20 protein-coding genes and 1 other annotated feature are annotated in these 22,054 nt (G+C 47.3%); of the genes, 1 reads left to right on the top strand and 19 read right to left on the bottom strand.

What is annotated here, in order from left to right; genetic code table 11:
• Position 1 precedes the first annotated feature (1 nt).
• From BUA83_RS02750 to argC, 16 genes are all read right to left on the bottom strand, one after another.
• Positions 2–574, bottom strand: coding sequence for a Na+/H+ antiporter subunit E (locus BUA83_RS02750; RefSeq protein WP_072934633.1), 573 nt, complete (start codon positions 572–574; stop codon positions 2–4).
• Positions 575–844: 270 nt separating this feature from the next.
• Positions 845–2,515 carry a 2-isopropylmalate synthase gene (locus tag BUA83_RS02745; RefSeq protein WP_072934632.1) on the bottom strand — a complete coding sequence of 557 codons (1,671 nt, stop codon included), beginning with the start codon at positions 2,513–2,515 and terminating at the stop codon, positions 845–847.
• 71 nt (positions 2,516–2,586) lie between these two features.
• Positions 2,587–2,816 (bottom strand) — a binding site (T-box leader).
• A gap of 105 nt (positions 2,817–2,921) precedes the next feature.
• A complete protein-coding gene (locus BUA83_RS02740; RefSeq protein WP_072934631.1) occupies positions 2,922–3,305 on the bottom strand; it encodes a universal stress protein in 384 nt (127 codons plus the stop codon).
• Between the two features lie 97 nt (positions 3,306–3,402).
• Positions 3,403–4,689, bottom strand: a complete 1,287-nt coding sequence (gene thiC, locus BUA83_RS02735) for a phosphomethylpyrimidine synthase ThiC (protein ID WP_072934630.1) — start codon at positions 4,687–4,689, stop codon at positions 3,403–3,405.
• 60 nt (positions 4,690–4,749) lie between these two features.
• Positions 4,750–5,313 carry a GerMN domain-containing protein gene (locus BUA83_RS02730; RefSeq protein WP_072934629.1) on the bottom strand — a complete coding sequence of 188 codons (564 nt, stop codon included), beginning with the start codon at positions 5,311–5,313 and terminating at the stop codon, positions 4,750–4,752.
• A gap of 19 nt (positions 5,314–5,332) precedes the next feature.
• Positions 5,333–6,391, bottom strand: a complete 1,059-nt coding sequence (locus BUA83_RS02725) for an N-acetylmuramoyl-L-alanine amidase family protein (protein ID WP_072934628.1) — start codon at positions 6,389–6,391, stop codon at positions 5,333–5,335.
• Positions 6,388–6,606, bottom strand: coding sequence for a DUF3006 domain-containing protein (locus BUA83_RS02720; RefSeq protein WP_072934627.1), 219 nt, complete (start codon positions 6,604–6,606; stop codon positions 6,388–6,390). The genes BUA83_RS02725 and BUA83_RS02720 overlap by 4 nt, the downstream gene beginning before the upstream one ends.
• 16 nt (positions 6,607–6,622) lie before the next feature.
• On the bottom strand, positions 6,623–7,567 hold the full coding sequence (locus tag BUA83_RS02715; protein WP_072934626.1) for a ComEC/Rec2 family competence protein: 945 nt from the start codon (positions 7,565–7,567) through the stop codon (positions 6,623–6,625).
• 251 nt (positions 7,568–7,818) lie between these two features.
• On the bottom strand, positions 7,819–8,013 hold the full coding sequence (locus tag BUA83_RS02710; RefSeq protein WP_072934625.1) for a hypothetical protein: 195 nt from the start codon (positions 8,011–8,013) through the stop codon (positions 7,819–7,821).
• A 127-nt stretch (positions 8,014–8,140) separates the two neighbouring features.
• Positions 8,141–9,568, bottom strand: a complete 1,428-nt coding sequence (gene argH / locus BUA83_RS02705; protein ID WP_072934624.1) for an argininosuccinate lyase — start codon at positions 9,566–9,568, stop codon at positions 8,141–8,143.
• Positions 9,565–10,791: an argininosuccinate synthase gene (locus BUA83_RS02700; protein WP_072934623.1), complete on the bottom strand. Its 1,227-nt coding sequence runs from the start codon at positions 10,789–10,791 to the stop codon at positions 9,565–9,567. Before BUA83_RS02700 ends, argH begins: the two co-directional genes overlap by 4 nt.
• A 53-nt stretch (positions 10,792–10,844) precedes the next feature.
• On the bottom strand, positions 10,845–11,783 hold the full coding sequence (argF, locus tag BUA83_RS02695) for an ornithine carbamoyltransferase (protein ID WP_072934622.1): 939 nt from the start codon (positions 11,781–11,783) through the stop codon (positions 10,845–10,847).
• Positions 11,784–11,798: 15 nt separating this feature from the next.
• A complete protein-coding gene (locus tag BUA83_RS02690) occupies positions 11,799–12,998 on the bottom strand; it encodes an acetylornithine transaminase (RefSeq protein ID WP_072934621.1) in 1,200 nt (399 codons plus the stop codon).
• Positions 12,999–13,014: 16 nt separating this feature from the next.
• Entirely contained in the window at positions 13,015–13,899 is an 885-nt protein-coding gene (argB, locus tag BUA83_RS02685) for an acetylglutamate kinase (protein WP_072934620.1), read from the bottom strand.
• Positions 13,900–13,913: 14 nt separating this feature from the next.
• The gene (gene argJ, locus BUA83_RS02680) at positions 13,914–15,125 is read right to left on the bottom strand and encodes a bifunctional glutamate N-acetyltransferase/amino-acid acetyltransferase ArgJ (protein ID WP_072934619.1); all 1,212 of its coding nucleotides are present in this window, start codon (positions 15,123–15,125) and stop codon (positions 13,914–13,916) included.
• A gap of 30 nt (positions 15,126–15,155) precedes the next feature.
• Positions 15,156–16,190 carry an N-acetyl-gamma-glutamyl-phosphate reductase gene (gene argC, locus BUA83_RS02675; RefSeq protein WP_072934618.1) on the bottom strand — a complete coding sequence of 345 codons (1,035 nt, stop codon included), beginning with the start codon at positions 16,188–16,190 and terminating at the stop codon, positions 15,156–15,158.
• 185 nt (positions 16,191–16,375) lie between these two features.
• Between argC and BUA83_RS02670 the strand changes: the two genes are divergently transcribed.
• On the top strand, positions 16,376–17,173 hold the full coding sequence (locus BUA83_RS02670) for a transglycosylase domain-containing protein (protein WP_072934617.1): 798 nt from the start codon (positions 16,376–16,378) through the stop codon (positions 17,171–17,173).
• 245 nt (positions 17,174–17,418) lie between these two features.
• Here the strand turns inward: BUA83_RS02670 and BUA83_RS02665 are convergent, their stop codons facing one another.
• The 3 genes from BUA83_RS02665 to BUA83_RS02655 form a co-directional block, all read right to left on the bottom strand.
• On the bottom strand, positions 17,419–18,039 hold the full coding sequence (locus BUA83_RS02665; RefSeq protein ID WP_072934616.1) for a hypothetical protein: 621 nt from the start codon (positions 18,037–18,039) through the stop codon (positions 17,419–17,421).
• A 26-nt stretch (positions 18,040–18,065) separates the two neighbouring features.
• Positions 18,066–18,953: a 4-hydroxy-tetrahydrodipicolinate synthase gene (dapA, locus tag BUA83_RS02660; protein WP_072934615.1), complete on the bottom strand. Its 888-nt coding sequence runs from the start codon at positions 18,951–18,953 to the stop codon at positions 18,066–18,068.
• Between the two features lie 149 nt (positions 18,954–19,102).
• Entirely contained in the window at positions 19,103–22,030 is a 2,928-nt protein-coding gene (locus BUA83_RS02655; protein ID WP_072934709.1) for an insulinase family protein, read from the bottom strand.
• Positions 22,031–22,054 lie beyond the last annotated feature (24 nt).

Raw genomic sequence — 22,054 nt, 5'->3', positions numbered from 1 at the left:
ATCAATATTCCTCCCCCAGCATCTCGAAATCATAAGGCTCGCTCAAAAGCCAGCCGACCATTTTCTGCATCCCGCCGTTCAGACCATCTGCCGCTCCGTCTGTCAATGCGTGGACATAAAAAACACCGTCATCCGTGACATCTATTGTCACAGTTCCGGGCGTCAGCGTAATAGAATTTGCAAGAATAACCTTCGCCATAGGATTATCCGTCTGGTAACGGAACTTCACAATGCGCGGATTGATTTCGATTTCCGGGCGTACCGTAGCCTTTAGAACATCCACGTTCGCAAGCACCAGCTGCCACATAAGCCAGAAAAAATAAATCAGAAGCTTTATCGGATTGAACCCGAACACAAAGTACTTCTTGGTCTCATCCGCACTTGGCAAAAGCAGAAGCGGATAAGTAACCCAGGCAGAAATAACCGCCGTCAGTATTCCATAAATCAAAAATTTCGTCTGGAAGGTTCCAGAAAGCAGAAGCCAAAAGCCGAACAAAACAGCCGTCATCGCAGTAAGATGAACCACAGGTGCTCCGACAATACTTTTGTCACGAATCACATCAAACTTTCCCATATGAACCACGATCCTTTTATTGAGATTCCTGAACGATAGCTTAATTATACCTTCAAGTTATCGTTCTTATCACCTAAAGGTATCTATTCGACAAATCAAAAGAAATCCCTTTTTTATTTTCAAAAATTCACAAAAAAATGAATTAAATTTAAATTCATCTGGTTCTCATTTTATCACATCAAATCATAGGCGTAAACTGAAAAACAGGGCAGTAGACGAATTTTTGTCCACTGCCCCTGATTAAATGTATTTTATTTTCCCGGATATAACTTACTTACCGTTTTTCATTCGATTTATCGCACTTACAAGAGCCAGGATAGACGCCGTGATGATATCAGTATCCATGCCTGCACCCCATGAGGTTCTTCCATCCTCTCCTGTAATACCGATGTATGCCATAGCCCGCGAAGCCTGTCCTATTTCCAAAGCGTGCTCGCTGTAGACAAGGTCCTTATACGATACGCCCAGGTTCTCCTGAAGCGCGTTGCTGACAGCATCAAGACGTCCGTTGCCCTTCGCCTTGAAAGTCTTCTCCTGACCGTCCACCATCATAATAACCTCACCGGAGCGGATACCGTTCTGTTCCTTTCTGAGAGCGAAATCAACGAGCTTGTAAGGCTCCTCTGCGTTCACGTACTCCTGCTGGAAAATCTGATAAATCTCATCCGGCATAAGCTCCTTGTGCTTGTGGTCGGAAACGCCCTTGACACAGTAGCCGAAATCCTCACGCATATTCTTCGGCATAGCTATACCATATTTCTGCTCCATGATAAAGCCTACGCCGCCCTTTCCGGACTGGCTGTTGATACGGATAACATCAGCATCATACTGACGGCCCACATCCTCAGGATCAATCGGAAGATACGGAACAGTCCAACGGCCGGGATCCGTCTCCTCACGCCACTTCATACCCTTTGCGATAGCATCCTGATGGGAACCGGAGAACGCTGCAAATACCAGCGCTCCCGCATAAGGCTGACGCTCATGCACATGCATTCTTGTAACCCGCTCGTACATCTCAACAAGCTCTGGCATATTCGAAAAATCAAGCTGCGGATCAACACCAAGAGCAAACATATTCATTCCGATTGTCACTATATCCGCGTTTCCGGTGCGCTCGCCATTTCCGAAGAGTGTTCCCTCTATGCGGTCAGCACCGGCGAGAAGCCCCATCTCGGAATCTGCCACGCCACAACCGCGGTCATTATGCGGATGAAGGGACAGCACTACATTGTCGCGATACTTGAGATTCTGAGAAATATACGCCACCTGCATAGCGTAAACATGCGGCATGGACATTTCAACGGTAACAGGAATATTTATAATGGCCTTCTTCTCCGCTGTAGGCTGCCAAACATCCAGCACCGCATTGCACACCTCAAGAGCATATTCCGGCTCTGTTCCTGTAAAGCTCTCAGGAGAATACTCAAAGCGGTAATCCGCCCCCGCTTCCTCCGTAAGCTTCTTCAAAAGCTTCGCGCCATCCACGGCAATCTGTTTAATCTCCTCCTTCGACATACGGAACACCTGCTGACGCTGTGCGAAAGAAGTAGAATTATACACATGAACAATAGCATTCTTTACACCCTTCAGCGCCTCGAAGGTCTTTTTAATTATGTGCTCACGCGCCTGAGTCAGAACCTGAACCGTAACATCATCGGGGATAAGATTTTCATCTACAAGACGGCGGAGAAATTCGTACTCCGTATCCGATGCCGCAGGAAAACCTACCTCTATTTCCTTGAAGCCCACCTTTATAAGCATTTTATAAAACTCAATCTTCTCGTCAAGACTCATAGGAATAATAAGCGACTGATTTCCATCACGCAAATCAACACTGCACCATGTCGGCGCCTTGTCGGGATACTCCTTCTGCGCCCAGCTCATGTCGCATACCGGCGGCATATAATAACCCTTGCGGTACTTAGTGTAATTTTTCATTTCAAATCCCCCTGTCGTCAAGTTTGAGCAAAATCTACGCAAAAACAAATAAAGAAGCCGGACTCCTCTCACCAAGAGACGAAGGCCCGGCCTGCGTGTTACCACTCTTATTCGTGCATCCCTGCACGCACTTTAACGGATACTGACATATCCTGCTGCTGTAACGGTCAGCCTCCGTCCCCACCTACATATCAGCGGGCTGCTCCATGGCGAGTTCCAATCCGCTTCCTCTCCGTTTTCCACCGGCCAACGGCTCTCTCTGCATTTCACGGACTGTACTATTCCACATCTCTGCATTTCTATTGTTTGTTACAATATCACACTTACATAAAAAATGCAAGCATTTATGAAATATTTTTACATCACGTACCTATGGAAAGAATATTTGTGTTCATTCAGTAAACATTTATGCTTTGACAATCATGACAGGGACCTTTGAGCGTTCCACAACCTGCTGGCTCACGCTTCCGATAAGCGCTCCCTTGAAGATGCCAAGTCCGCGGCTGCCCATAATAATCATGCTGACCGCAAAATCATCAGCAGTCCGAAGAATCTCGTCCGCAATATTTCCCGCAGTCTCATGAGTCTGCACTATCACCCCTGCAGGTACATTTTTCGAAATTTCATCAAAGATTATACTGCTCGGAATATCCTTCTGAATCTCACTCGCAACATAAAGCAGATGAAGCTCTGCTCCACATTTGTCCGCGTAAAAAATCGCTTCCTCCGCAGCCTTTGCACTGCTTACCGAACCATCTACAGGAACAAGAATACGCTGAATCGCTGCCATAATATTTTCCTCCATTCGAAAAGAAACTGTTGTAAAAGCTTTACCGTTTTAGTATTCGTCACAAATAAGGAAAATCCTCTTTTTCAGAAAATTGTTTTTACTTTTTCATATACTGATTTACAATTTCGACCGCACAGTAATCGCCGCACATTGAGCATGCACCCTCGTCCTCGGGATTCCGCGCTCCGCGTTTCTTTTTGGCATATTCCGGGTCGATTGCGAGCTTCATCTGAGCTTCCCAGTCGAGAATCTTGCGTGCTTTTCCCATGGCAAGATCCTGTTCTTTTGCCCCCGGAATCCCTTTAACTATATCCGCTGCATGAGCCGCTATACGTGATGCCATCACACCGTCATGCACATCCTCAATGGTAGGAAGTGCAAGATGCTCAGCAGGTGTCACATAGCAGAGAAAATCAGCCCCGCTTACTGCAGCCATCGTTCCTCCGATTGCCGCTGTAATATGGTCATAACCCGGTGCAATATCCGTCACAAGAGGACCAAGCACATAGAAAGGAGCACCGTGGCAAAGCTGTTTTTCAAGCTTCATGTTAGCCGCAATCTGGTCAAACGGCATGTGTCCCGGTCCCTCAACCATTACCTGAACCCCTCTGTCCCATGCGCGAAGCGTCAGCTCTCCAAGATTAAGAAGCTCCGATATCTGTCCCTGGTCAGTCGCGTCAGCAAGACATCCCGGGCGAAGACCATCGCCGAGGCTGATGGTTACATCATATTTTGCGCAGATATCCAAAAGCTCATCATAATGCTCATAAAGAGGATTCTCCTTATCATTGTGAAGCATCCAGCCCGTGAGGAAAGAACCGCCACGGCTCACCACATCCATAACACGGCCTTCTTTGCGCAGACGCTCGATTGCATTGCGGGTAAGACCGCAGTGAAGCGTCATAAAATCCGCACCGTCCTTTGCCTGCTTCTCGATTGTAGACAAAAGATCCTCCACCGTCATATCCACGACAGCGCCATGCCTCTTTATTGCCTCCACAGTCGCCTCGTATATAGGCACAGTCCCCACCATAACAGGAGAATGTCCTATGATAGCGCGGCGCGATTCATCAATGTGATTTCCTGTCGAAAGGTCCATCACCGCATCCGCACCGCAGCGCACAGCCTCATCAAGCTTCAAAAGCTCCGGCTCAATATCAGGAAAAGTACTTGACGTGCCGATATTCGCATTTACCTTCACACGAAGCCCTTCCCCAACACCTCCGAAACGAAGATTCTTATGATTCACATTGGCAGGAATTGCAATCACACCGCGCGCCACACGCTCGCGTATAGATTCCGCGTCCTGATGCTCAGCCTCCGCAACAACCCTCATTGCATCCGTAATAATGCCATTTCTTGCATGCTCCATCTGTGTCGCCATTCCAATTCTCCTTTATCTGATACAAAATAACCCCCACCTGCTGAAGGTGGGGGAAGAACATCACAATAGCTCGCCCATGCGCTTGAAAGGAACGCTGGTATCCAAATGCCCGGAAATCGTATCAATCTCTTTTCCTTCAACAAGAATCAATACAGATGTTACCTCCGGAAACTCAGTCAAAGTATTGACGAGAGAACCCACAAGCATCTCTTCTCCCGTCGAGCCCCCGACAAAACGTGTCGTAAGCTCCTTTGTAAAATCGACAGTAGCAAGACCGTCCTTCACCTTTACGCTGCGAAGCTTTACGCCCTTCGGGAAAATCCCTGTAAGACCGCTCTGCTTCGTACCGGCAATCAAAGCCTCCACGGACGCCTTGTACTTATCCTTTGCGGGGACCTTCAGCTCAACAAACTTAAGCTTCTCGGCGTCCTCCGTCGGATAATACAGCTTGACTGTTACCTTTTCATCAGCAGGCTTCTGCTGCGGCTGTTCAGGCTTCTTCTGCTGCTCCTGTTTTTGCTGCGGCTGCTCCTTGCTCTTTTCCTGCTCTTTATCGCAGCCAACCGTCAGCAGCATAAGTGCCGCCATCATGCAGACCAAAAGACATTTAACGAAATTTCGCATAACTCTTTATCCCCTCTGCTCACTTTCCGCTTACCGCGAAATAATTTGCCAAACCTTCAGCAAGTGACATAGCCATATCCTCCTGGAACGCATCGTCCCCCAAAAGAGCCTCCTCATCATAATTCGTTATGAAAGCAAGCTCCACCAGCGCAGCCGGCATAGATGTATTCCTTAGAACATAAAACCTCGCAGACTTAACACCACGGTCATGCAGACCATTATGCTCCAGCATGGCCTCCTGGAGATTCTGGGCCAAAAGCTCATCCTGCCAGGATTTTCCGTAGTAATAATAAGTCTCTGTTCCGTGAGATGCCGAAGAACTGAATGCGTTGCAGTGTACACTCAAAAAAACCTCAGTCCCCGGAGTATTCTCACCCACATCAGCGCGGGCCTGAAGCTCCTGACCATCTGTCGCCGACGGCCCCCACACATCACGGTCATCCTCACGGGTAAGCGTCACATACGCCCCGGAATTCTCAAGAATATCACGAAGCTTCAGTGACACAGCCAAGGTAACATCCTTCTCCAGAAGCCCCGAAGGACCTGAAGCTCCCTGGTCTGTACCTCCGTGACCCGGATCAACCACAATATGATGCCCCTTGAGCCCGTCTACATACCCTCTCCGAACGTAACCTGCCTCATAAATATCAACAACGATACGGAAAGGCTTCTTATTCTTCTTGTCAGCCTCTAAAGTAGAGATACGGAATCCCTCATCCTCAGCAAGACCTGCCAGCGAGAATAACACCTGAATATTTTTATCCTTCTCGCGTATACGCGCCGACTTGGCATATGCCGCATCAAGCCGCATCTCCTTTGGCACATCTCCTGCCTTCGTATTCTCTATCTCAATACAGAGACGATTCGGATGAAGAATGCTCCCCGTCTTTACCGTATAATCTGCAGCGCCCTTGGAAAGACCTATTTCCGTCCGAAGGAATGTTGCTCCATCCTCCTCAACAATAGAAGAAGAAACCGATACAATCTCATGCATCGGAGCCGCTTCCACTCCCACCGGCATCATAAAGATGCCGAGAAGAAGCACCCAAAGGAACCGGCACACAGCTGCAGCCCTCATTCGTTATCTCCCTTAAGCTCTTTCAAAAGAGCCTCTGCCTCGGCACGGGCTGCCTCTGTTGCTTCCGTGTCTATCGAAATATCCACGGAAAGATAATCGCCCTCCTCTGCCTCCTTCGGCAAATACTCCTTTGGAAAAACAACCTTTACATCCTCGTCCTCTCCTACGAGCAATACCGCTTTATCTTCCTCAAAACGGTCAATAACTGCCTTCATGAATATCTCCTTTCAATCAATTTCCTGTCTCATCATTTTTTGTACCGCGTTCAACATTGAGAGTATAAGAATGACCGTCTGACTCAACAGTAATCATCCCGTTCACATCGGTACGATAGAAATCTATCTTATGTTTTGCGTACTTTTTCCGCGTCGAAGGATGCGGATGATGATACTCATTACCCTTACCGCAGGAAATCAGTGCCGCCTCAGGCTGCACCGCCTTCAAAAACTTATCACTTGAAGATGTCTTGCTGCCATGGTGACCCGACTTCAAAAGCGTACTCTTAAGCTCCTTCGGAGCATGGCGCTTCATAATCCCCTGTTCGGACGGTGCTTCCGCATCACCCGTGAACATCATTGAAAAATCACCGAATACCAGACGTCCAACAATAGAATTGAGATTCAGATTCACCTTTCCCTTTTCATCGTGTCCGCCCTCTTTTACCATATCCTCAGTGGGGCTCAGAACCTCAAAGGATACGCCGCCGCCGAAATCAAGACGGTCTCCGTCGCGAAGCGCCTTATATGCGATTCCCTTTGATTTAATCGTCTTCAGATAATCACGATAAAGCTTCGTGGTCGCGGTCTGTCCATTGTCATAGACAGCCTTTACCTCGCACTCATTCATCACAAGAGTCGCGCCGCCCATATGATCTGCATGCGGATGCGTGATAATCAGCTTATCAACAACCTTTACATTTTCTTTCTTCAGAGCATCGCGAAGCTTCTGTTTTTCATCAACATCACTTGTATCTATAAGCACAGTCTGCTCCGCAGTACGGATAAGCACAGCATCGCCCTGCCCTACGTCCAGCATCTTTATAGTGACCTTGCCCGCCGCCTGTGCGGATGAACCGCTCCCGGCAGAGCCTTTGCCACCGCATCCCGCGGCAAGCATCATAAACGTCATCAGAAGCGCCATCAGTGAAAGGCACATTTTATTTCGTTTCAACTGCATCTTCCTTTCTTATATATAAAGGCAATACTGAGTATAAGTATAGAGATTTAACGCTTCAATGTCAAACCTGACGCCTATTCACACGCGGTTTTAATTATTCAAGACAGCATCATTCTAAGACGAAAAGTGCCTTTTTATGTGATTAATTTATTCGTATGGAAACAAAAAAATACTGCCGTAAAGCTTACTTGCCCGGCAGTACAAAACGATTTAGTCATATCAGAAAAACGGCATTCATGCTGCCGTCTCTTTCAGCTCTTGTCGCTGTTAAGTTTTCTTGACTGCAGATACAGCCTCACCAAAAGACCGCCGCTCCACATGATGATGGCGGTAAGATAGAGTACATCCTCTACCATCAGATGAGAAAAATTCATCTGAACTAAAACCAACACCGCTACGACCATAATCAGCCAGTCCAACGGTTTTATTGTCTTAAGAAGTTTCATGCCTCAGTATCCCCTTTCCGCTTTCCATTGTATCACAGATACATAGATTTTTTCACGGGCAGGACCGAATTTTTGCATAAAAAAGACTGCAGAAAAACAGCAAATATGCTTTTCCGCAGTCTGTTTTTTAGTCTACCTGAATCTGCTTGTCCTCATGTTCTTCGGTAATTTTTCTTTCCGTATCCATGAGTCCCTTTGCCGCGCGAATCTGAAGGTCAACCTGCTCATAAGAGGTTCCTCCGAGAGAATTGCGCGTCTTTACGCAGGTTTCCGGAAGAATTGCATCCTTTATGTCCTCGTCAAACATTGGCGAAAGTGCTTTGAATTCGTCCATGGTGAGGTCAACGAGCCATTTATGATGCTCTATGCAGTAGTGAACAGCCTGTCCCGACACAGCATGAGCCTGTCGGAATGGCATTCCTTTTTTTGCAAGATAGTCTGCAAGGTCCGTGGCATTGGAGAAATCTTCATCAACCGCACGTTTCATAATGTCGCGGTTCACCTTCATGCCGCGCAGAATACGGGCATATACGGCAAGGCTGAACTTGACCGTGTCGATAGCATCGAAGATTCCTTCCTTATCCTCCTGCAGGTCCTTGTTATACGCCAGCGGCAGTCCTTTGACCGTCGTAAGCATTGCCATGAGATGGCCTATAACGCGTCCTGTTTTGCCGCGTACCAGCTCAGACACATCAGGATTCTTTTTCTGAGGCATCATTGATGAGCCTGTGCAGTGCGCGTCATCAAGCTCTACAAATGAGAACTCGCGGGAACACCACAGAATGGTCTCCTCACTGAGACGGGAGAGATGTACCATGAGCATTGACGCTGCAGAAAGGAATTCCATGATGTAGTCACGGTCGCTGACGGCATCAAGACTGTTCGTATAGATATTCTCGAAATTCAAGAACTCCGCTACGAAACGGCGGTCAATCGGAAAGGTGGTTCCCGCAAGCGCGCCGGCACCGAGAGGCATGATGTCCGCACGCTGATACACCCCGTTGAACCTTGCAAAGTCGCGGCTGAACATAGAGAAATATGCCAGAAGATGGTGTCCGAAAAGAATCGGCTGCGCCCTTTGCAGATGCGTATAGCCCGGCATGATTACATCACTGTATTTTTCAGCAGTCTCAACGAGAGCCTTCTGCATATCAAGAATGAGCTTTTCAACTTCGACTGCTTCTCTGCGGACATACATGTGAGTGTCGAGAGCGACCTGGTCGTTTCTGCTACGCGCCGTATGCAGACGGCCGCCTGCTTCACCAATTGCATCTGTAAGACGCTTCTCGATGTTCATATGGATATCCTCAAAGGCAACATCAAACTCAAAGTCGCCCTTTTCTATACGTGCGAGAATATCCTTTAATCCGCCAACGATTTTATCACGGTCCTCTTCACTGATAATGCCGCACTTGGCAAGCATTGAAGCATGTGCTATGGAGCCAGCGATATCCTCGTGATACATTCGCTTATCAAAACCGATGGAAGCCTGAAACTCATTTATCATTTCGTCGGTCGTTTTAGTAAAACGTCCGCCCCACAGCTTCTCACTCATTTCAGAAGCCCCGTTTTTTCCTGCATGAGAGCACGGACCTTAAGCGGCAGACCGAAAAGGTTTACGAAGCCAGTACCGTCAGCCTGATTGTATACATCATCTTCTTCAAAGGTTACGAAATCATGGCTGTAGAGGGAGTATTCGGATTTAGCACCTGCGGAGATAATATTACCCTTGTAGAGCTTCAGTTTAACCGTACCTGTAACTGTGCGCTGCGTGCTGTCAACGAATGCATCCAAGGCCTCACGGAGCTGGGAGAACCACATACCGTTGTAGACGAGCTCTGCATACTGATTAGCAACGAGTTCTTTATAGTGAAGTGTCGTGCGGTCGAGGCAGAGATACTCAAGCTCGCGGTGTGCATAGTAGAGAATAGCTCCGCCCGGGTTTTCGTAAACACCACGGGATTTCATACCGACAAGACGGTTTTCGCAGATATCCGTGATACCGATACCGTTCTTTGCGCCGATTTCATTCAGAGTAGTAAGAAGCTCTGTAGCATTCATCTTCTTACCGTTTACTGCAACAGGAATACCCTTCTCGAAATCAATTTCGATGATTTCGTCTTTGTCCGGTGCCTGCTCCGGTGTCTTCGTGACGAGGAACATGTCGTCCTTCGGTGCATTCCACGGATCCTCAAGATCAGAACCTTCATGGCTCAAATGCCAGATGTTGCGGTCCATGCTGTATGTTTTGTTGGCAGTTGCGATAGGAATGTTGTGCTGTTTTGCGTATTCGATAGCTTCCTCACGGGAGCGGATTTTCCATTCACGCCACGGTGTAATGATTTTGAGCTGAGGAGCGAGTGCTTTAACGGAAAGCTCGAAACGAACCTGGTCGTTGCCTTTGCCCGTTGCGCCGTGTGCGATTGCGTCGCAGCCTTCCTGCTTCGCAATTTCAACAAGCTTCTTTGCGATTACAGGACGTGCGAAGGATGTACCGAGAAGATATTTGCCCTCATAAACAGCTCCAGCCTTAAGTGTCGGCCATACATAGCCTGTGAGGAATTCCTCTGTAAGGTCGGCAATGAATACCTTGGATGCACCCGATGCGAGAGCTTTGTCATGAACAACATTGAGCTCATCACCCTGTCCGATATCCGCACAGACTGCGATGACTTCGCATCCGTCATAATTCTCTTTAAGCCACGGAATGATGCAGGACGTATCAAGACCGCCGGAATATGCAAGTGCTACCTTTGTTACTTTCTTTTCGTTTGCCATAATGTAAATCGCTCCTTATGATATGAAATACAATACTTATTTAATGTATACGTTTAATCGCCCATAGTCAAGGCTAATACTGCTTTTTGTGCATGTAAACGGTTCTCTGCTTCGTCGAAAATGACATCTGCATTGTCCTCAAATACATCCGCAGTAATTTCCTCTCCCCGATGTGCAGGGAGACAGTGCATAACGACAGCACGCTTTCCTGCCTTTTTGAGAAGCTCCTTGTTTATCTGGTAGCCTGCCAGGTCCTTTAGGCGTTTTTCGCGTTCCTCTTCTTCTCCCATGCTTACCCAGACATCAGTATAAAGAACATCCGCGTCCTTTGCGGCTTCTTTTACGTCATTTGTGAGTACAATCTTTGCGCCTGTCGCTTTTGCGTCTGCCTTTGCGTTTTTCACTACCTCCGCATCCGGCTCATAGCCTTTGGGAGTTGCTGCCGCAAAGTTCATTCCCATTTTGGCACAGCCATACATGAGTGAATTGGTCATGTTGTTGCCGTCACCGATATATGCCAGCTTCAGCCCCTTGAGGTTCTTTCCGAGATGTTCACGGATTGTGAGCATGTCCGCCAGCACCTGGCAGGGATGCAAAAGGTCTGTCAGCGCGTTGATAACAGGCACATCTGCCCATTTTGCAAATTCAACAAGCTTATCATGCCCGAATGTACGGATCATGATGCCGTCGAGATATCTTGAAAGCACGCGCGCCGTATCTTCTATCGGCTCTCCGCGTCCTATCTGCAAATCGCGGTTCGACAGGAACAGTGCCTGTCCTCCAAGCTGATACATACCTGTCTCGAATGAGACACGGGTACGTGTAGAAGATTTTTCAAAAATCATGCCAAGTGTTTTTCCTTCCAGCAGATGATGCTGAACACCGGCCTTCTGCATCGCTTTAAGCTCCGCCGCAAGCTCAAGAATTTCTTCCATCTCATCGACGGTAAGTTCATGGAGCGACAACAGGTCTTTCCCTTTTAATGTTGACATGTTGATTCCCCCTGATTATGCAAATTTCGGAAGTACCTTTTCAAGTACGGCCATAAGCTCATCAATCTGTTCCTTTGTAACGATAAGCGGCGGTACAAATCTGAGTACTGTCCCGACTGTGCAGTTGATTATTGCACCTTCCTCAAGGCAGGCGTTTACAATATCTCTTCCGGGTTTTGTAAGCTCCATACCCAGGATAAGCCCCTTGCCCCGGACCTCTTTTACAAGTGCAGGATATTTTTCTGCAAGCTTTTCCAGTCTTCCCTTGAAATATCCGCCGACTTCGTTGACGTGCTTCAGGAACTCCGGCTTTGTCATCTCATTGAGAACCACATTCGCAGCTGCACATGCAAGAGGATTTCCTCCGAAGGTTGAGCCATGATCACCTGGGGCGAAAGCCTTGGCCACCTCGTCGGATGCGATGAAGGCGCCAATGGGAACTCCTCCCGCAAGACCTTTGGCAAGCGTTACAATATCCGGCTTTATTCCGTACTGCTCATACGCAAAAAATGTTCCCGTACGGCCCATGCCACACTGAATTTCATCGAGTATGAGACAAGCATCATATTTATCACAGAGAGCCCGGACTTTCTTGTAATAGTCATCAGGCGGTACATATACACCGCCTTCTCCCTGTATGGTTTCCAGCATTACCGCGCAGGTTTTTTCACTCATGAGCTTTTCAAAAGCATCTATATCTCCGAAATCCACGTAATCAAAGCCTTCAACCAATGGTCCATAGCCCTCGTGGTAATGCGGCTGACCTGTAGCCGTCAGCGTTGCATAGGTTCTTCCGTGAAAACTCATATTTGCCGCGATAATCTGAATCTTTTCAGGATTTTTGTGCCACGCGTATTTGCGGGCAAGCTTTATTGCACCCTCATTTGCCTCAGCTCCTGAGTTTCCGAAAAATACTTTCCCAAGGCCGCTCAGCTTCACCAACTTATCCGCAGCATCTGCCTGTGCCTGCGTGTAGTAAAGGTTCGAGCAGTGAATCATTTTTCCTGCCTGCTCGGATACTGCCTTTACAAGCGCTGGATGAGCATGTCCAAGAACATTTACTGCGATACCGCCAAGGAAGTCTATGTATTTTTTTCCGTTTGAATCGTATACGTACATGCCGTCGCCGTGGTCAAGCACAATGTCATAGCGGGCAAACACCGGAAGATATGAATTCCGGTCCTTTTCATATATCTGTTCATCTGTTTCCTTCATGTGTATTCCCTCCGGATTACTTCACGATTTCTGTTCCGATACCCTGGGATGTGAAAAGCTCAAGAAGCAGTGAGTGCGGCAGACGTCCGTCTATGATAGCGGTCTTGTGCGCCCCTTCATCCAGTGCCGTAAGGCAGGATTCCACCTTTGGTATCATGCCGCCTGCTATGATACCATCTTCAATGTACTGTCTCGCTTCTTTCCCCGTAAGAGATGAGATAAATGAGCTTTTATCCTCGAAATCCCTGTAGATTCCTTCGACATCTGTTAAAAGCAGGAGCTTTTCAGCATTCAACGCACCTGCAACCTCTGCCGCAACATAGTCAGCATTAATATTGTAGGCTTCTCCGTCCTCTCCGACTCCCACAGGAGCGATGACCGGGATATATCCCTGCTCGATGAGGTCATTTACCACCTCTTCACGAATCTTTGCGACCTCGCCCACATGTCCTATATCTACCTTCTCTGTCTTCCCGTTGTCATGTACCTCAGCCAGCTTCTTTTTTGCCTGAATGAGTGACGCATCCTTTCCCGAAAGACCAATTGCGCGGTTACCGCTGCGGTTCAGAAGGTTTACGATTTCCGAATTAACCTTTCCTATGAGAACCATTTCTACGATTTCCATAGTCTCCTCATCCGTCACGCGAAGTCCGCTGACAAACTCGGATTTTTTCCCGACTTTTTTCAAAAAGCCTGTTATATCAGGACCGCCGCCATGCACGATAACAGGGTGTATTCCAACGAATTTCATCAGGGTGATATCCTGCATGACCTTCGCCTTGAGTTCAGGCGTCGTCATGGCATTTCCGCCGTATTTTATGACTATTGTTTTTCCGGAAAATTTTTGTATATATGGCAGAGCCTCGATTAAGATGTCTGCCGTATCCTGCGGTGAAAACATCCAAACCCCTCCAATCAGGTGTGGTACTCGCCGTTGATTTTTACGTATTCATAGGAGAAATCGCAGGACCATACAGTTGCATCCGCATCTCCAAGTCCAAGAGCTATATCTATGACGATATCGTGCTCAGACATAACATCTCTGAGAGCCTTTTCATCGAAGGAAGCTCCTACTCCGTTCGCGTATACCGGAATGCCGCCGAATTTCACCACTGTTTTCTCAGGTGCAATTGGAACTCCCGCATAGCCTACTGCACAGATTACACGTCCCCAGTTAGGATCCTGTCCGAAGAAGGCCGTTTTTACCAGAGGAGATTTTGCAACGCTCATTGCTACCTGCTTCGCATCAGCAAAGGTCTTTGCTCCGCTGACATTGATTGTCAGGAACTTCGTTGCACCCTCTCCGTCAGCAGCGATTCTCTGTGAAAGTCCTGTGCAGATGGATTTCAGTGCTGCCGCGAATTTCTCGTAGTCAGCATCCTTTTCCGTGATTTTCTTATTGCCTGCCGCACCGTTTGCCATGACTATTGCCATGTCGTTTGTACTCATATCTCCGTCGATGGAAATCATGTTAAAGGTAACCTCTACAACATCGGAAAGAGCAGCCTGCAAAAGCTTCTGGTCGATATCCGCGTCAGTCGTTATAAAGCAGAGCATGGTAGCCATATTCGGCTGAATCATACCGGAGCCTTTTGCGATGGCACCAAAGCGAACCTTTTTGCCGCCGATTTCAACCTCCGAGGAGCATGCCTTCGAATAAGTATCCGTCGTAACAATAGCATTGCCCGCGTTTGAACTTCCATCCTCAGAAAGCTCTGATACTGCATTTTTGATTCCTGCTGTCATTTTATCCATCGGAAGGTTAACTCCGATTACTCCTGTGGATGCAACGATAACCTCTGTATCACCGCAGCCAAGTTCCTTTGCCGTAAGTGACGCCATAGCCTTTGCATCGGCAAGTCCCTGCTCACCTGTGCAGGCGTTTGCACAGCCCGCATTAGCAACGATTGCATGTGCCTTGCCGCCTTTTACGACCTCCTTGGATACCGCAACAGGTGCAGCGAACACCTGATTCTGCGTGAAAGTTCCCGCGACAGCTGCTTCCTTTTCTGTATAAATAACTGCAAGGTCAAGATTTCCGCTTTTTTTGATACCTGCTTTCACGCCTGCAGCCTTGAAGCCCAGCGGAAATGTAACGCCTTTTTTTGCATTTTCTTCAGTGAACATAATATATACCTCCAATAGCTTTGGTTGAAATCATGGATATACAGGTGCCAGCGCAAGACCTGTCTTTTCGTCTAAGCCGCAGGCGATATTAAAGTTCTGAACCGCCTGTCCTGCAGCACCCTTAACGAGATTATCTATTGCGGAGAGCACGATAACCCGTCGTGTTCTGTTATCAATATGCCATCCTATATCGCAGAAGTTCGAGCCTCGAACATATTTTGTTTCAGGATAAGCACCAAGACCTCTGAGCCGAATGAAATATTCATCATCATACATTGTATGATATGCCTTCGTTACGGCTGCTTCATCCACGCCCTCCCTGAGCTGCGCGTAACAGGTGCTTAAAATACCGCGGGACATCGGCACAAGATGAGGAGTAAAGTTAAGCAAAACCTTTTCACCGCCGATATCGGTGAGTGCCTGCTCAATTTCCGGTGTATGTCGATGCGTCGCAACACCGTACGCCTTGAAATTATCATACAGCTCCGGGAAATGATTCGGCAGCTTTGCGGAGCGGCCTGCTCCCGATACTCCCGATTTTGCATCTATGACAATCGTATGTACATCAACAAGATGCTCTTTTACCAGCGGAGCCAGTGCAAGTATGCTTGCTGTTGTATAACAGCCCGCGTTGCCTATAATCTTCGCATTTTTTATTTTGCTTCGATTAAGCTCCGCAAGACCATAAACGCGCTCAGCATCCTTATGTGTATGAGGCACTTTGTACCATTCCTCGTAAACCGCTGTATCATGGAATCTGTAATCGGCCCCGAGGTCAATTATACGCGTCGGCATATCCGCAAGCGTACGTCCGATTTCCATTGCATGTCCTGCCGGAAGCCCAATGAATATAAAATCACTGTCTGCGCCAATTCGCTTAATATCCGAAAGGCTTTCAAGCTTTTGGTCATATATTCCTTTAAGATGCGGATATACATCAGATACAGGTACGTTTGTGTGACTTTCAGAAGTCACATGCACAACCTCTGCATCCGGATGATTCAAAAGGAGTCTCATAAGCTCTGCTCCGGCATAGCCTGTCGCTCCTATAATGCTGACTTTCATTGAGGATTCCTCCCTCTCTCAAAAGTATGTTCATAATTATACACTCTTATTGCATAAAAATGCAATACTTAAAAGCGTTATTTTTCTGTTTTTTCTTGAAATCTCCATTTTCTCTTTGTCAAAATACAATGAATGGCTGTATACTAATATACAGCTTTATATACAAAAAAGGAGTAATACAATCAATGAAAAAAATTCTGCGGTTCTTTATGAGCCTTGTCATTGTCTTTTTCATCGGTTTCTTTCTTGCAGGCGGCAGAGATGCGATGAATCCCTCCGCTTTTTCAAGAGTAATAGAGAGCGCTGTTCCGACACGTGAGTCAGTACCCGAGAAAACAAATACCCAACCAAACAATTTCGCCGCACGGCTGAAACGTTTTGTGTTTCTTCCTGATGCCGTAAACGAAAAGGTTCCTGCCAAAAATTTCATTCCAGTCAGCGACATGCCGCCACGGCTGACAGAGGCTGTAATTGCTGTCGAAGATACGCGATTTTATTCTCACCCCGGATTCGATATCAACGGAATTTTCCGCGCGGCTCTCGTAAATCTACAGTACGGAGAGGTTACGGAAGGCGCGAGCACCATCACGCAGCAGCTGGTAAAGAATCTTTTCCTATCACAGGAGCAGACAATGGGACGCAAGATTGAAGAAGTTTTACTGGCTCTTGATTTTGAATTCCGTTATTCGAAAAATGAAATTCTTGCCCTCTATCTGAACAGCATTTATTTTGGCTCGGGATATTACGGCATCTATAATGCCTCCAAGGGCTACTTTGGAAAAGCTCCATCCGAGCTCACGCTTCCCGAGGCCGCCATGCTGGCAGGTCTTCCGAATGCTCCTTCGCTCTATTCCCCCTATGAAGATTTTATTCTCGCAAAAAAGCGCCAGTTCATTGTTCTGGATGCGATGGTACGAGCAGGATATATCGACGAGAGAACAGCAAATTCTGCAAAAATTGAGCCTCTGTACCTGGCTCACTGAGCTTCTCAATATGTTGTAAAGAAAAACCACTTTCACGGTATACGCCGTCTCAACGGCCGGCTGCCGCGGAAGTGGTTTTTTATGCAATCTGTCCCTTTCTCCGGGCATTCATTTAACAACATAATATAGCAAATTTCTTATAGCTTCTATAATAATGTGTTAATCTGTTAATTGCAATAGACTTCTGTACATTCAAGCGCAAGTATACAAAAAGGGTGCCGCTATATGCGACACCCTTCATCATATTATTTCTTTGCTTTTTCAGCCTCGCGTTCAGCTTTGCGCTGTGCCTCACGGAGAGCTTTTCCCTTTTCTTTTTGCTGTTTTTCAGCAGCCCACTCAAAGTTCTTGTAGAACTTGTCTGTCATCATTTTATAGTTCTTTTCATCATCCGGATCATTCTTGTCGGCCATAATCATGTAAGCGTAAAGAAGTTCGTTTGTGCCGGATTTGAATACATCAAAATAGAATGCCGTTCCGAACTTCCTTCTCCCGTTGACAACAGTCAATACGACATAAGCATCCGCGAAATTCTCTACCTTTTTGCGGAAAATCTGCTTTGAAAGACGGCGGTCAATCTGACGGATATCCTCTCCCATCTGATGGAAGAGTTCCTCTGAAATGTAGTCGTAAGTGACAATCTTGCGCTTCGTGACGCCTTCGGTAGTGTTCTGAATACGGATAAGGTCCTGATATGAAGGAGCACCGTCCAGCGGAGTGTATTCAGGCGCAGCCAAAGCAAACGCCTTGACCGTGGTGATATCAGCACCCTCCTGCACCTCAGACTTTTCCGTATAGGCAAACGCCATCGGCACACTCAAAGCAAACATCATAGTAAAAACAAACAGCTGAAAAATTCTCTTCATTATTTAATACCTCCTGCATATATCACTCAGGCGAGAAGCCCGTGTGCCTTCAAAGCTGCTTTCAGCTTTTCCTCGTTCTTTGGCTCCATGTCACAGAGCGGCATACGCAGCGGCCCTGCAGCATATCCCATAAGACGCATTGCAGTCTTCACAGGGATTGGGTTCGTTTCACAGAAAAGAGCATCTATAAGGTCCGTATATTTAATCTGAAGCTCTGCGGACTCTTTTACCTTTCCTTCGAAGTAGAGACGGCAGATATCATGGGTATCCTTCGGGGCTACATTAGAGAGAACCGAAATAACGCCCTTTCCTCCAAGGGAAAGAATAGGCACAATCTGGTCATCATTACCGGAGTAGACGGCAAGCTTATCTCCACACGCAGCTCTCAGCCGCAGGATGGATGAAAGGTCTCCGTTGGCCTCCTTCACGGCAACGATATTCGGATGCTTCGAAAGCTCCTTGTATGCTTCGAGCTTGATGGACACGCCCGTACGGGACGGAACATCATAAAGAATACACGGAATACTGACACTGTCTGCGATTGCCTGAAAATGTCTGATAAGACCCTTTGTCGAGCATTTGTTATAATACGGCGTTACAAGAAGAAGTCCGTCAGCGCCGACCTTTTCCGCGTACTGAGAAAGCTGGATTGCATATGCCGTGTCATTCGAGCCTGTTCCTGCGATAACAGGAACGCGCTTTTTCGTATGCTCAACAGCATATTTTATCGCTTCCTTGTGCTCCTCATCGCTCATCGTCGCAGCTTCACCTGTGGTGCCGGCGATGATGATGGCATCAGTACCGCCTTCAATCTGCATATCAATGAGACGGCCCAGCTCCTCAAAGTTGATTCCTGTCTCGGTAAACGGCGTGACGATGGCAACACCGGCACCCGTAAAAATGACCTTCTTCATGGAAAATTCCCCTTTTTCTATAGAGTTCCTTTCAACCTATCTTTTGTATTATAACGCTATATAACGCCATTGTTCAAGTTTTGCCAAAGAAAAAAACTCCTGCCGCCCATTAAAGCGGCAAGAGTCTTGAATGTACAAAAAGCCTTGTTTTATTCCATTACACGGACGAGCTTCGTGAAGCAGTCCTTGTGCTCCGTGAGCTTCTCCTCGTTTCCAAATACGCAGTAGTTATTGTCCTTCATGCAGGCCTCCACAAGTCCTGCCAGCTTCTGAATATCAATGATGCCTGTCGAGAGGATTTCATCACGTGCCTTCTGACGGTCATCATATGTTACGCCGCGAAGCCAAAGCTGCGCAGCAGTATCACCCTTCATTCGCGGTGTCATCGGCATGTCAACTGTACTTATTGTTCCGATGATGTACTTCGTCATCTCACGGTCGGAGGCAGTGAAGCTCCTGATATAGTCTGCGATTGTATCATAAACATCAAGTGTTTCCGTAAGATTTGGGTCACGGTAGGATGTGAACATCATGAGTCCGTCGCGATAGAATACAGCAGATGCGCCATAAGCACCGCCCTGCACACGAAGCTTCGTCCAAAGATAACCGTACCGCATGATGGATTCCAGTACACGCATGGAGCCTGTAAATTCATATCCGTGTTTGCTGTAGTCGCCGCCCTTTCCGACGTACTGCACGCGGCTTGATGTCATAAAGCCTTCGTTTGCCTTTTCAGGAATTACCTCACGCCGTGCCTTAGGAAATTCTTTAGCCGGAAGGCCTTCAAGCAAAGGCTTCAGCGCTGTAACCGCCGAATCGTAATCTTTACCGGAAACCGTCAGCGATACCGTAAGACCGCGGCGGCTGCAGAACATCGGCAGAAGCTCTGTAAGTTTCTTTGAAAGCTCGTCAAAGCGTTCATCGAAATGCTCACTGAGGTCTTTGAGGAACCAATAGTACGGAAGGCCGCCCTTCTCATCAAAGGCTCCGGCTTTCGTGATATGCGATGCAAGCTCCTGTGCCATAAGCTGATTCGGTGTATTGAGAATACCTCGTTCAGCAGAAGCGAGACTTTGAGCAACAAGCTCCTTGAGTCTTGTCTTATCCGTAAATACAGATCCCGTAAGAATCTCCTTCAGAAGCTTTGCCGCCTCCGGAAGCTTCCGCACGAGAGCGCGCATCTTGACTGTTCCCTTTGCATCCCAGCCTTTCTCGTTCCTTTTCGTGCTGAACGAGGTAAGATTATAGGCAATACCACCCGAGGAGAGGTTTTCAAGATTCGTGAGTTCTGTATAATTATGCTCTTTTGTATCTACACCGCCAAGTACAGACACGAGGAAATATGCATACGGCTGCAGCTCCTCTGAAATCGCATCAATGTTGGTGTACAGTCCGAGGTATGCAATCCCGTGTGTATCCACATCAGAATAAAGCACCTTGACACCGCAGACATCCTTTTCCTCAAGCGGCAGCTCCTCAGCGTTCTTACGTATATCAGAAAGCTTCAGAAGCGGAATCATGGCAAGCTGCTCGGCAGTATCGGGAGTCTGCTGGAATTCCTTGAGATGTGCCGTTGTATCTATAATGTCCTGAATTTCTTCCTTCGTCATGGCAGCCTTACGAGCCGCGAGAAGCTGTGCCGTATGCTCCTCACGCTCCTTTGCCATAGTCGTGCTCGGTCTGAGTGTCACAAGCAGCTGATGCGGATTGTCAATAAGGCACCGGCGGATTAAATCCTCGAAGAAACCGTTTTCCAGACCTTCCCGCATCTTTTTCAGAGATTCCTCGTAGAACAATGCTCTTGCAGGATCTGCTCCATAAAGCCACTGCCCCATTACTGCAATATTATAGACAAGACCTTTCGGAATACGTCCCGAATCCTCCTCACGAACCTTGAACTCGATATAGTTCAGAGATGCTTCAAGAAGTGTACGGTCGATTCCATTATCTGCAAGCTCTTTGAGCTTCGTCTGCAGAATTTCATAGAAACGCTCTGTGTCCTTTTCCTCCGCATTGGTTATTTCAACGGTAAGAATTGACTGCCTAAGCTGTGTTTCGAAGGATGCCGCGACATCCTTTCCGATTCCGGCAGCAATGAAAGCCTGCCGCAATGGAGCTGCATCCGTCTCAAAAAGCGCATGTGTCAGAACGGAGAGACCGGATTTTGTCAGATAATCCTCAGCGTCACAGATAACGGCATTCCATGTAAGGAATGTTTTTTCCTTTGTATCCTCTTCCGCGCCGACAGGATATTCCTTTACGACACGTTTAACTCCGTCAAAGGGCTTCTGCTTCGGAATCTCAGAATCCACGTCAATGCGGCTGAAATGGGAAAGATACTCCTCATCAAGATATTTAAGCTTTTCTTCTATATCCAAATCACCGTAGAAGAAAATATAGCTGTTGGACGGATGATAGTATTTCTTATGGAAGGCAATAAACTTTTCCTGAGTGAGGTCAGGAATTTTTTCCGGATTACCGCCGGACTCAAAGGCATACGGCGTATCCGGCATGAGTCCCTTGAAAATTTCCGTGTCAAGAAGATCCTCAGGTGAGGAAGTCGCCCCCTTCATCTCATTAAACACAACGCCGCTGTAGCGCAGCGGTTCCTCCGGGCTTTCGATTTCATAATGCCAGCCCTCCTGCATGAGGACTTCCTTTTTCTCGTACATAGCAGGATAAAATACCGCATCAAGATACACATCCATGAGATTCTGGAAGTCCTTGTCGTTACGGCTTGCAACAGGATACATTGTCTTATCCGGGTATGTCATGGCGTTAAGAAACGTGTTAAGCGAACCTTTTACAAGTTCAACAAACGGTTCCTTCAACGGATATTTTCGCGAACCGCAGAGCGTGGAGTGCTCCACAATATGCGGCACTCCTGTATCATCCTTAGGCGGTGTCCTGAAGGAAATAGAAAACACCTTATTATCATCATCATTCTCCACAAAGAAAAGACGCGCACCGCTCTTTTCATGCAAAAACTCATATCCTTTTGATGAAATCTCCGGAACTTCCGTTTCTTTCAGCAAACGGAACCCGTATATAACTTCATTTAACTTCACTAAATACATCTCCTTATTATTCAATCCAAAACA

It is taken from the genome of Schwartzia succinivorans DSM 10502 (genome assembly GCF_900129225.1).
GTDB classification, from domain to species: Bacteria; Bacillota; Negativicutes; order Selenomonadales; family Selenomonadaceae; genus Schwartzia; species Schwartzia succinivorans.
Note: the sequence above shows the minus strand (reverse complement) of the source record. Positions and strands in the feature narration are given on the sequence as shown.

What these genes read in the sequence shown, in the direction of transcription:
- argH (WP_072934624.1), bottom strand. Translation starts at nt 9,568, where the DNA reads ATGAGTGAGAAGCTGTGGGGCGGACGTTTTACTAAAACGACCGACGAA.
- BUA83_RS02715 (WP_072934626.1), bottom strand. Translation starts at nt 7,567, where the DNA reads ATGCAGTTGAAACGAAATAAAATGTGCCTTTCACTGATGGCGCTTCTG.
- BUA83_RS02700 (WP_072934623.1), bottom strand. Translation starts at nt 10,791, where the DNA reads ATGGCAAACGAAAAGAAAGTAACAAAGGTAGCACTTGCATATTCCGGC.
- BUA83_RS02655 (WP_072934709.1), bottom strand. Translation starts at nt 22,030, where the DNA reads ATGTATTTAGTGAAGTTAAATGAAGTTATATACGGGTTCCGTTTGCTG.
- BUA83_RS02725 (WP_072934628.1), bottom strand. Translation starts at nt 6,391, where the DNA reads ATGAGGGCTGCAGCTGTGTGCCGGTTCCTTTGGGTGCTTCTTCTCGGC.
- BUA83_RS02710 (WP_072934625.1), bottom strand. Translation starts at nt 8,013, where the DNA reads ATGAAACTTCTTAAGACAATAAAACCGTTGGACTGGCTGATTATGGTC.
- argF (WP_072934622.1), bottom strand. Translation starts at nt 11,783, where the DNA reads ATGTCAACATTAAAAGGGAAAGACCTGTTGTCGCTCCATGAACTTACC.
- argJ (WP_072934619.1), bottom strand. Translation starts at nt 15,125, where the DNA reads ATGTTCACTGAAGAAAATGCAAAAAAAGGCGTTACATTTCCGCTGGGC.
- BUA83_RS02750 (WP_072934633.1), bottom strand. Translation starts at nt 574, where the DNA reads ATGGGAAAGTTTGATGTGATTCGTGACAAAAGTATTGTCGGAGCACCT.
- BUA83_RS02690 (WP_072934621.1), bottom strand. Translation starts at nt 12,998, where the DNA reads ATGAAGGAAACAGATGAACAGATATATGAAAAGGACCGGAATTCATAT.
- BUA83_RS02730 (WP_072934629.1), bottom strand. Translation starts at nt 5,313, where the DNA reads ATGCGAAATTTCGTTAAATGTCTTTTGGTCTGCATGATGGCGGCACTT.
- argB (WP_072934620.1), bottom strand. Translation starts at nt 13,899, where the DNA reads ATGTTTTCACCGCAGGATACGGCAGACATCTTAATCGAGGCTCTGCCA.
- BUA83_RS02665 (WP_072934616.1), bottom strand. Translation starts at nt 18,039, where the DNA reads ATGAAGAGAATTTTTCAGCTGTTTGTTTTTACTATGATGTTTGCTTTG.
- BUA83_RS02745 (WP_072934632.1), bottom strand. Translation starts at nt 2,515, where the DNA reads ATGAAAAATTACACTAAGTACCGCAAGGGTTATTATATGCCGCCGGTA.
- argC (WP_072934618.1), bottom strand. Translation starts at nt 16,190, where the DNA reads ATGAAAGTCAGCATTATAGGAGCGACAGGCTATGCCGGAGCAGAGCTT.
- BUA83_RS02720 (WP_072934627.1), bottom strand. Translation starts at nt 6,606, where the DNA reads ATGAAGGCAGTTATTGACCGTTTTGAGGAAGATAAAGCGGTATTGCTC.
- dapA (WP_072934615.1), bottom strand. Translation starts at nt 18,953, where the DNA reads ATGAAGAAGGTCATTTTTACGGGTGCCGGTGTTGCCATCGTCACGCCG.
- thiC (WP_072934630.1), bottom strand. Translation starts at nt 4,689, where the DNA reads ATGGCGACACAGATGGAGCATGCAAGAAATGGCATTATTACGGATGCA.
- BUA83_RS02670 (WP_072934617.1), top strand. Translation starts at nt 16,376, where the DNA reads ATGAAAAAAATTCTGCGGTTCTTTATGAGCCTTGTCATTGTCTTTTTC.
- BUA83_RS02740 (WP_072934631.1), bottom strand. Translation starts at nt 3,305, where the DNA reads ATGGCAGCGATTCAGCGTATTCTTGTTCCTGTAGATGGTTCGGTAAGC.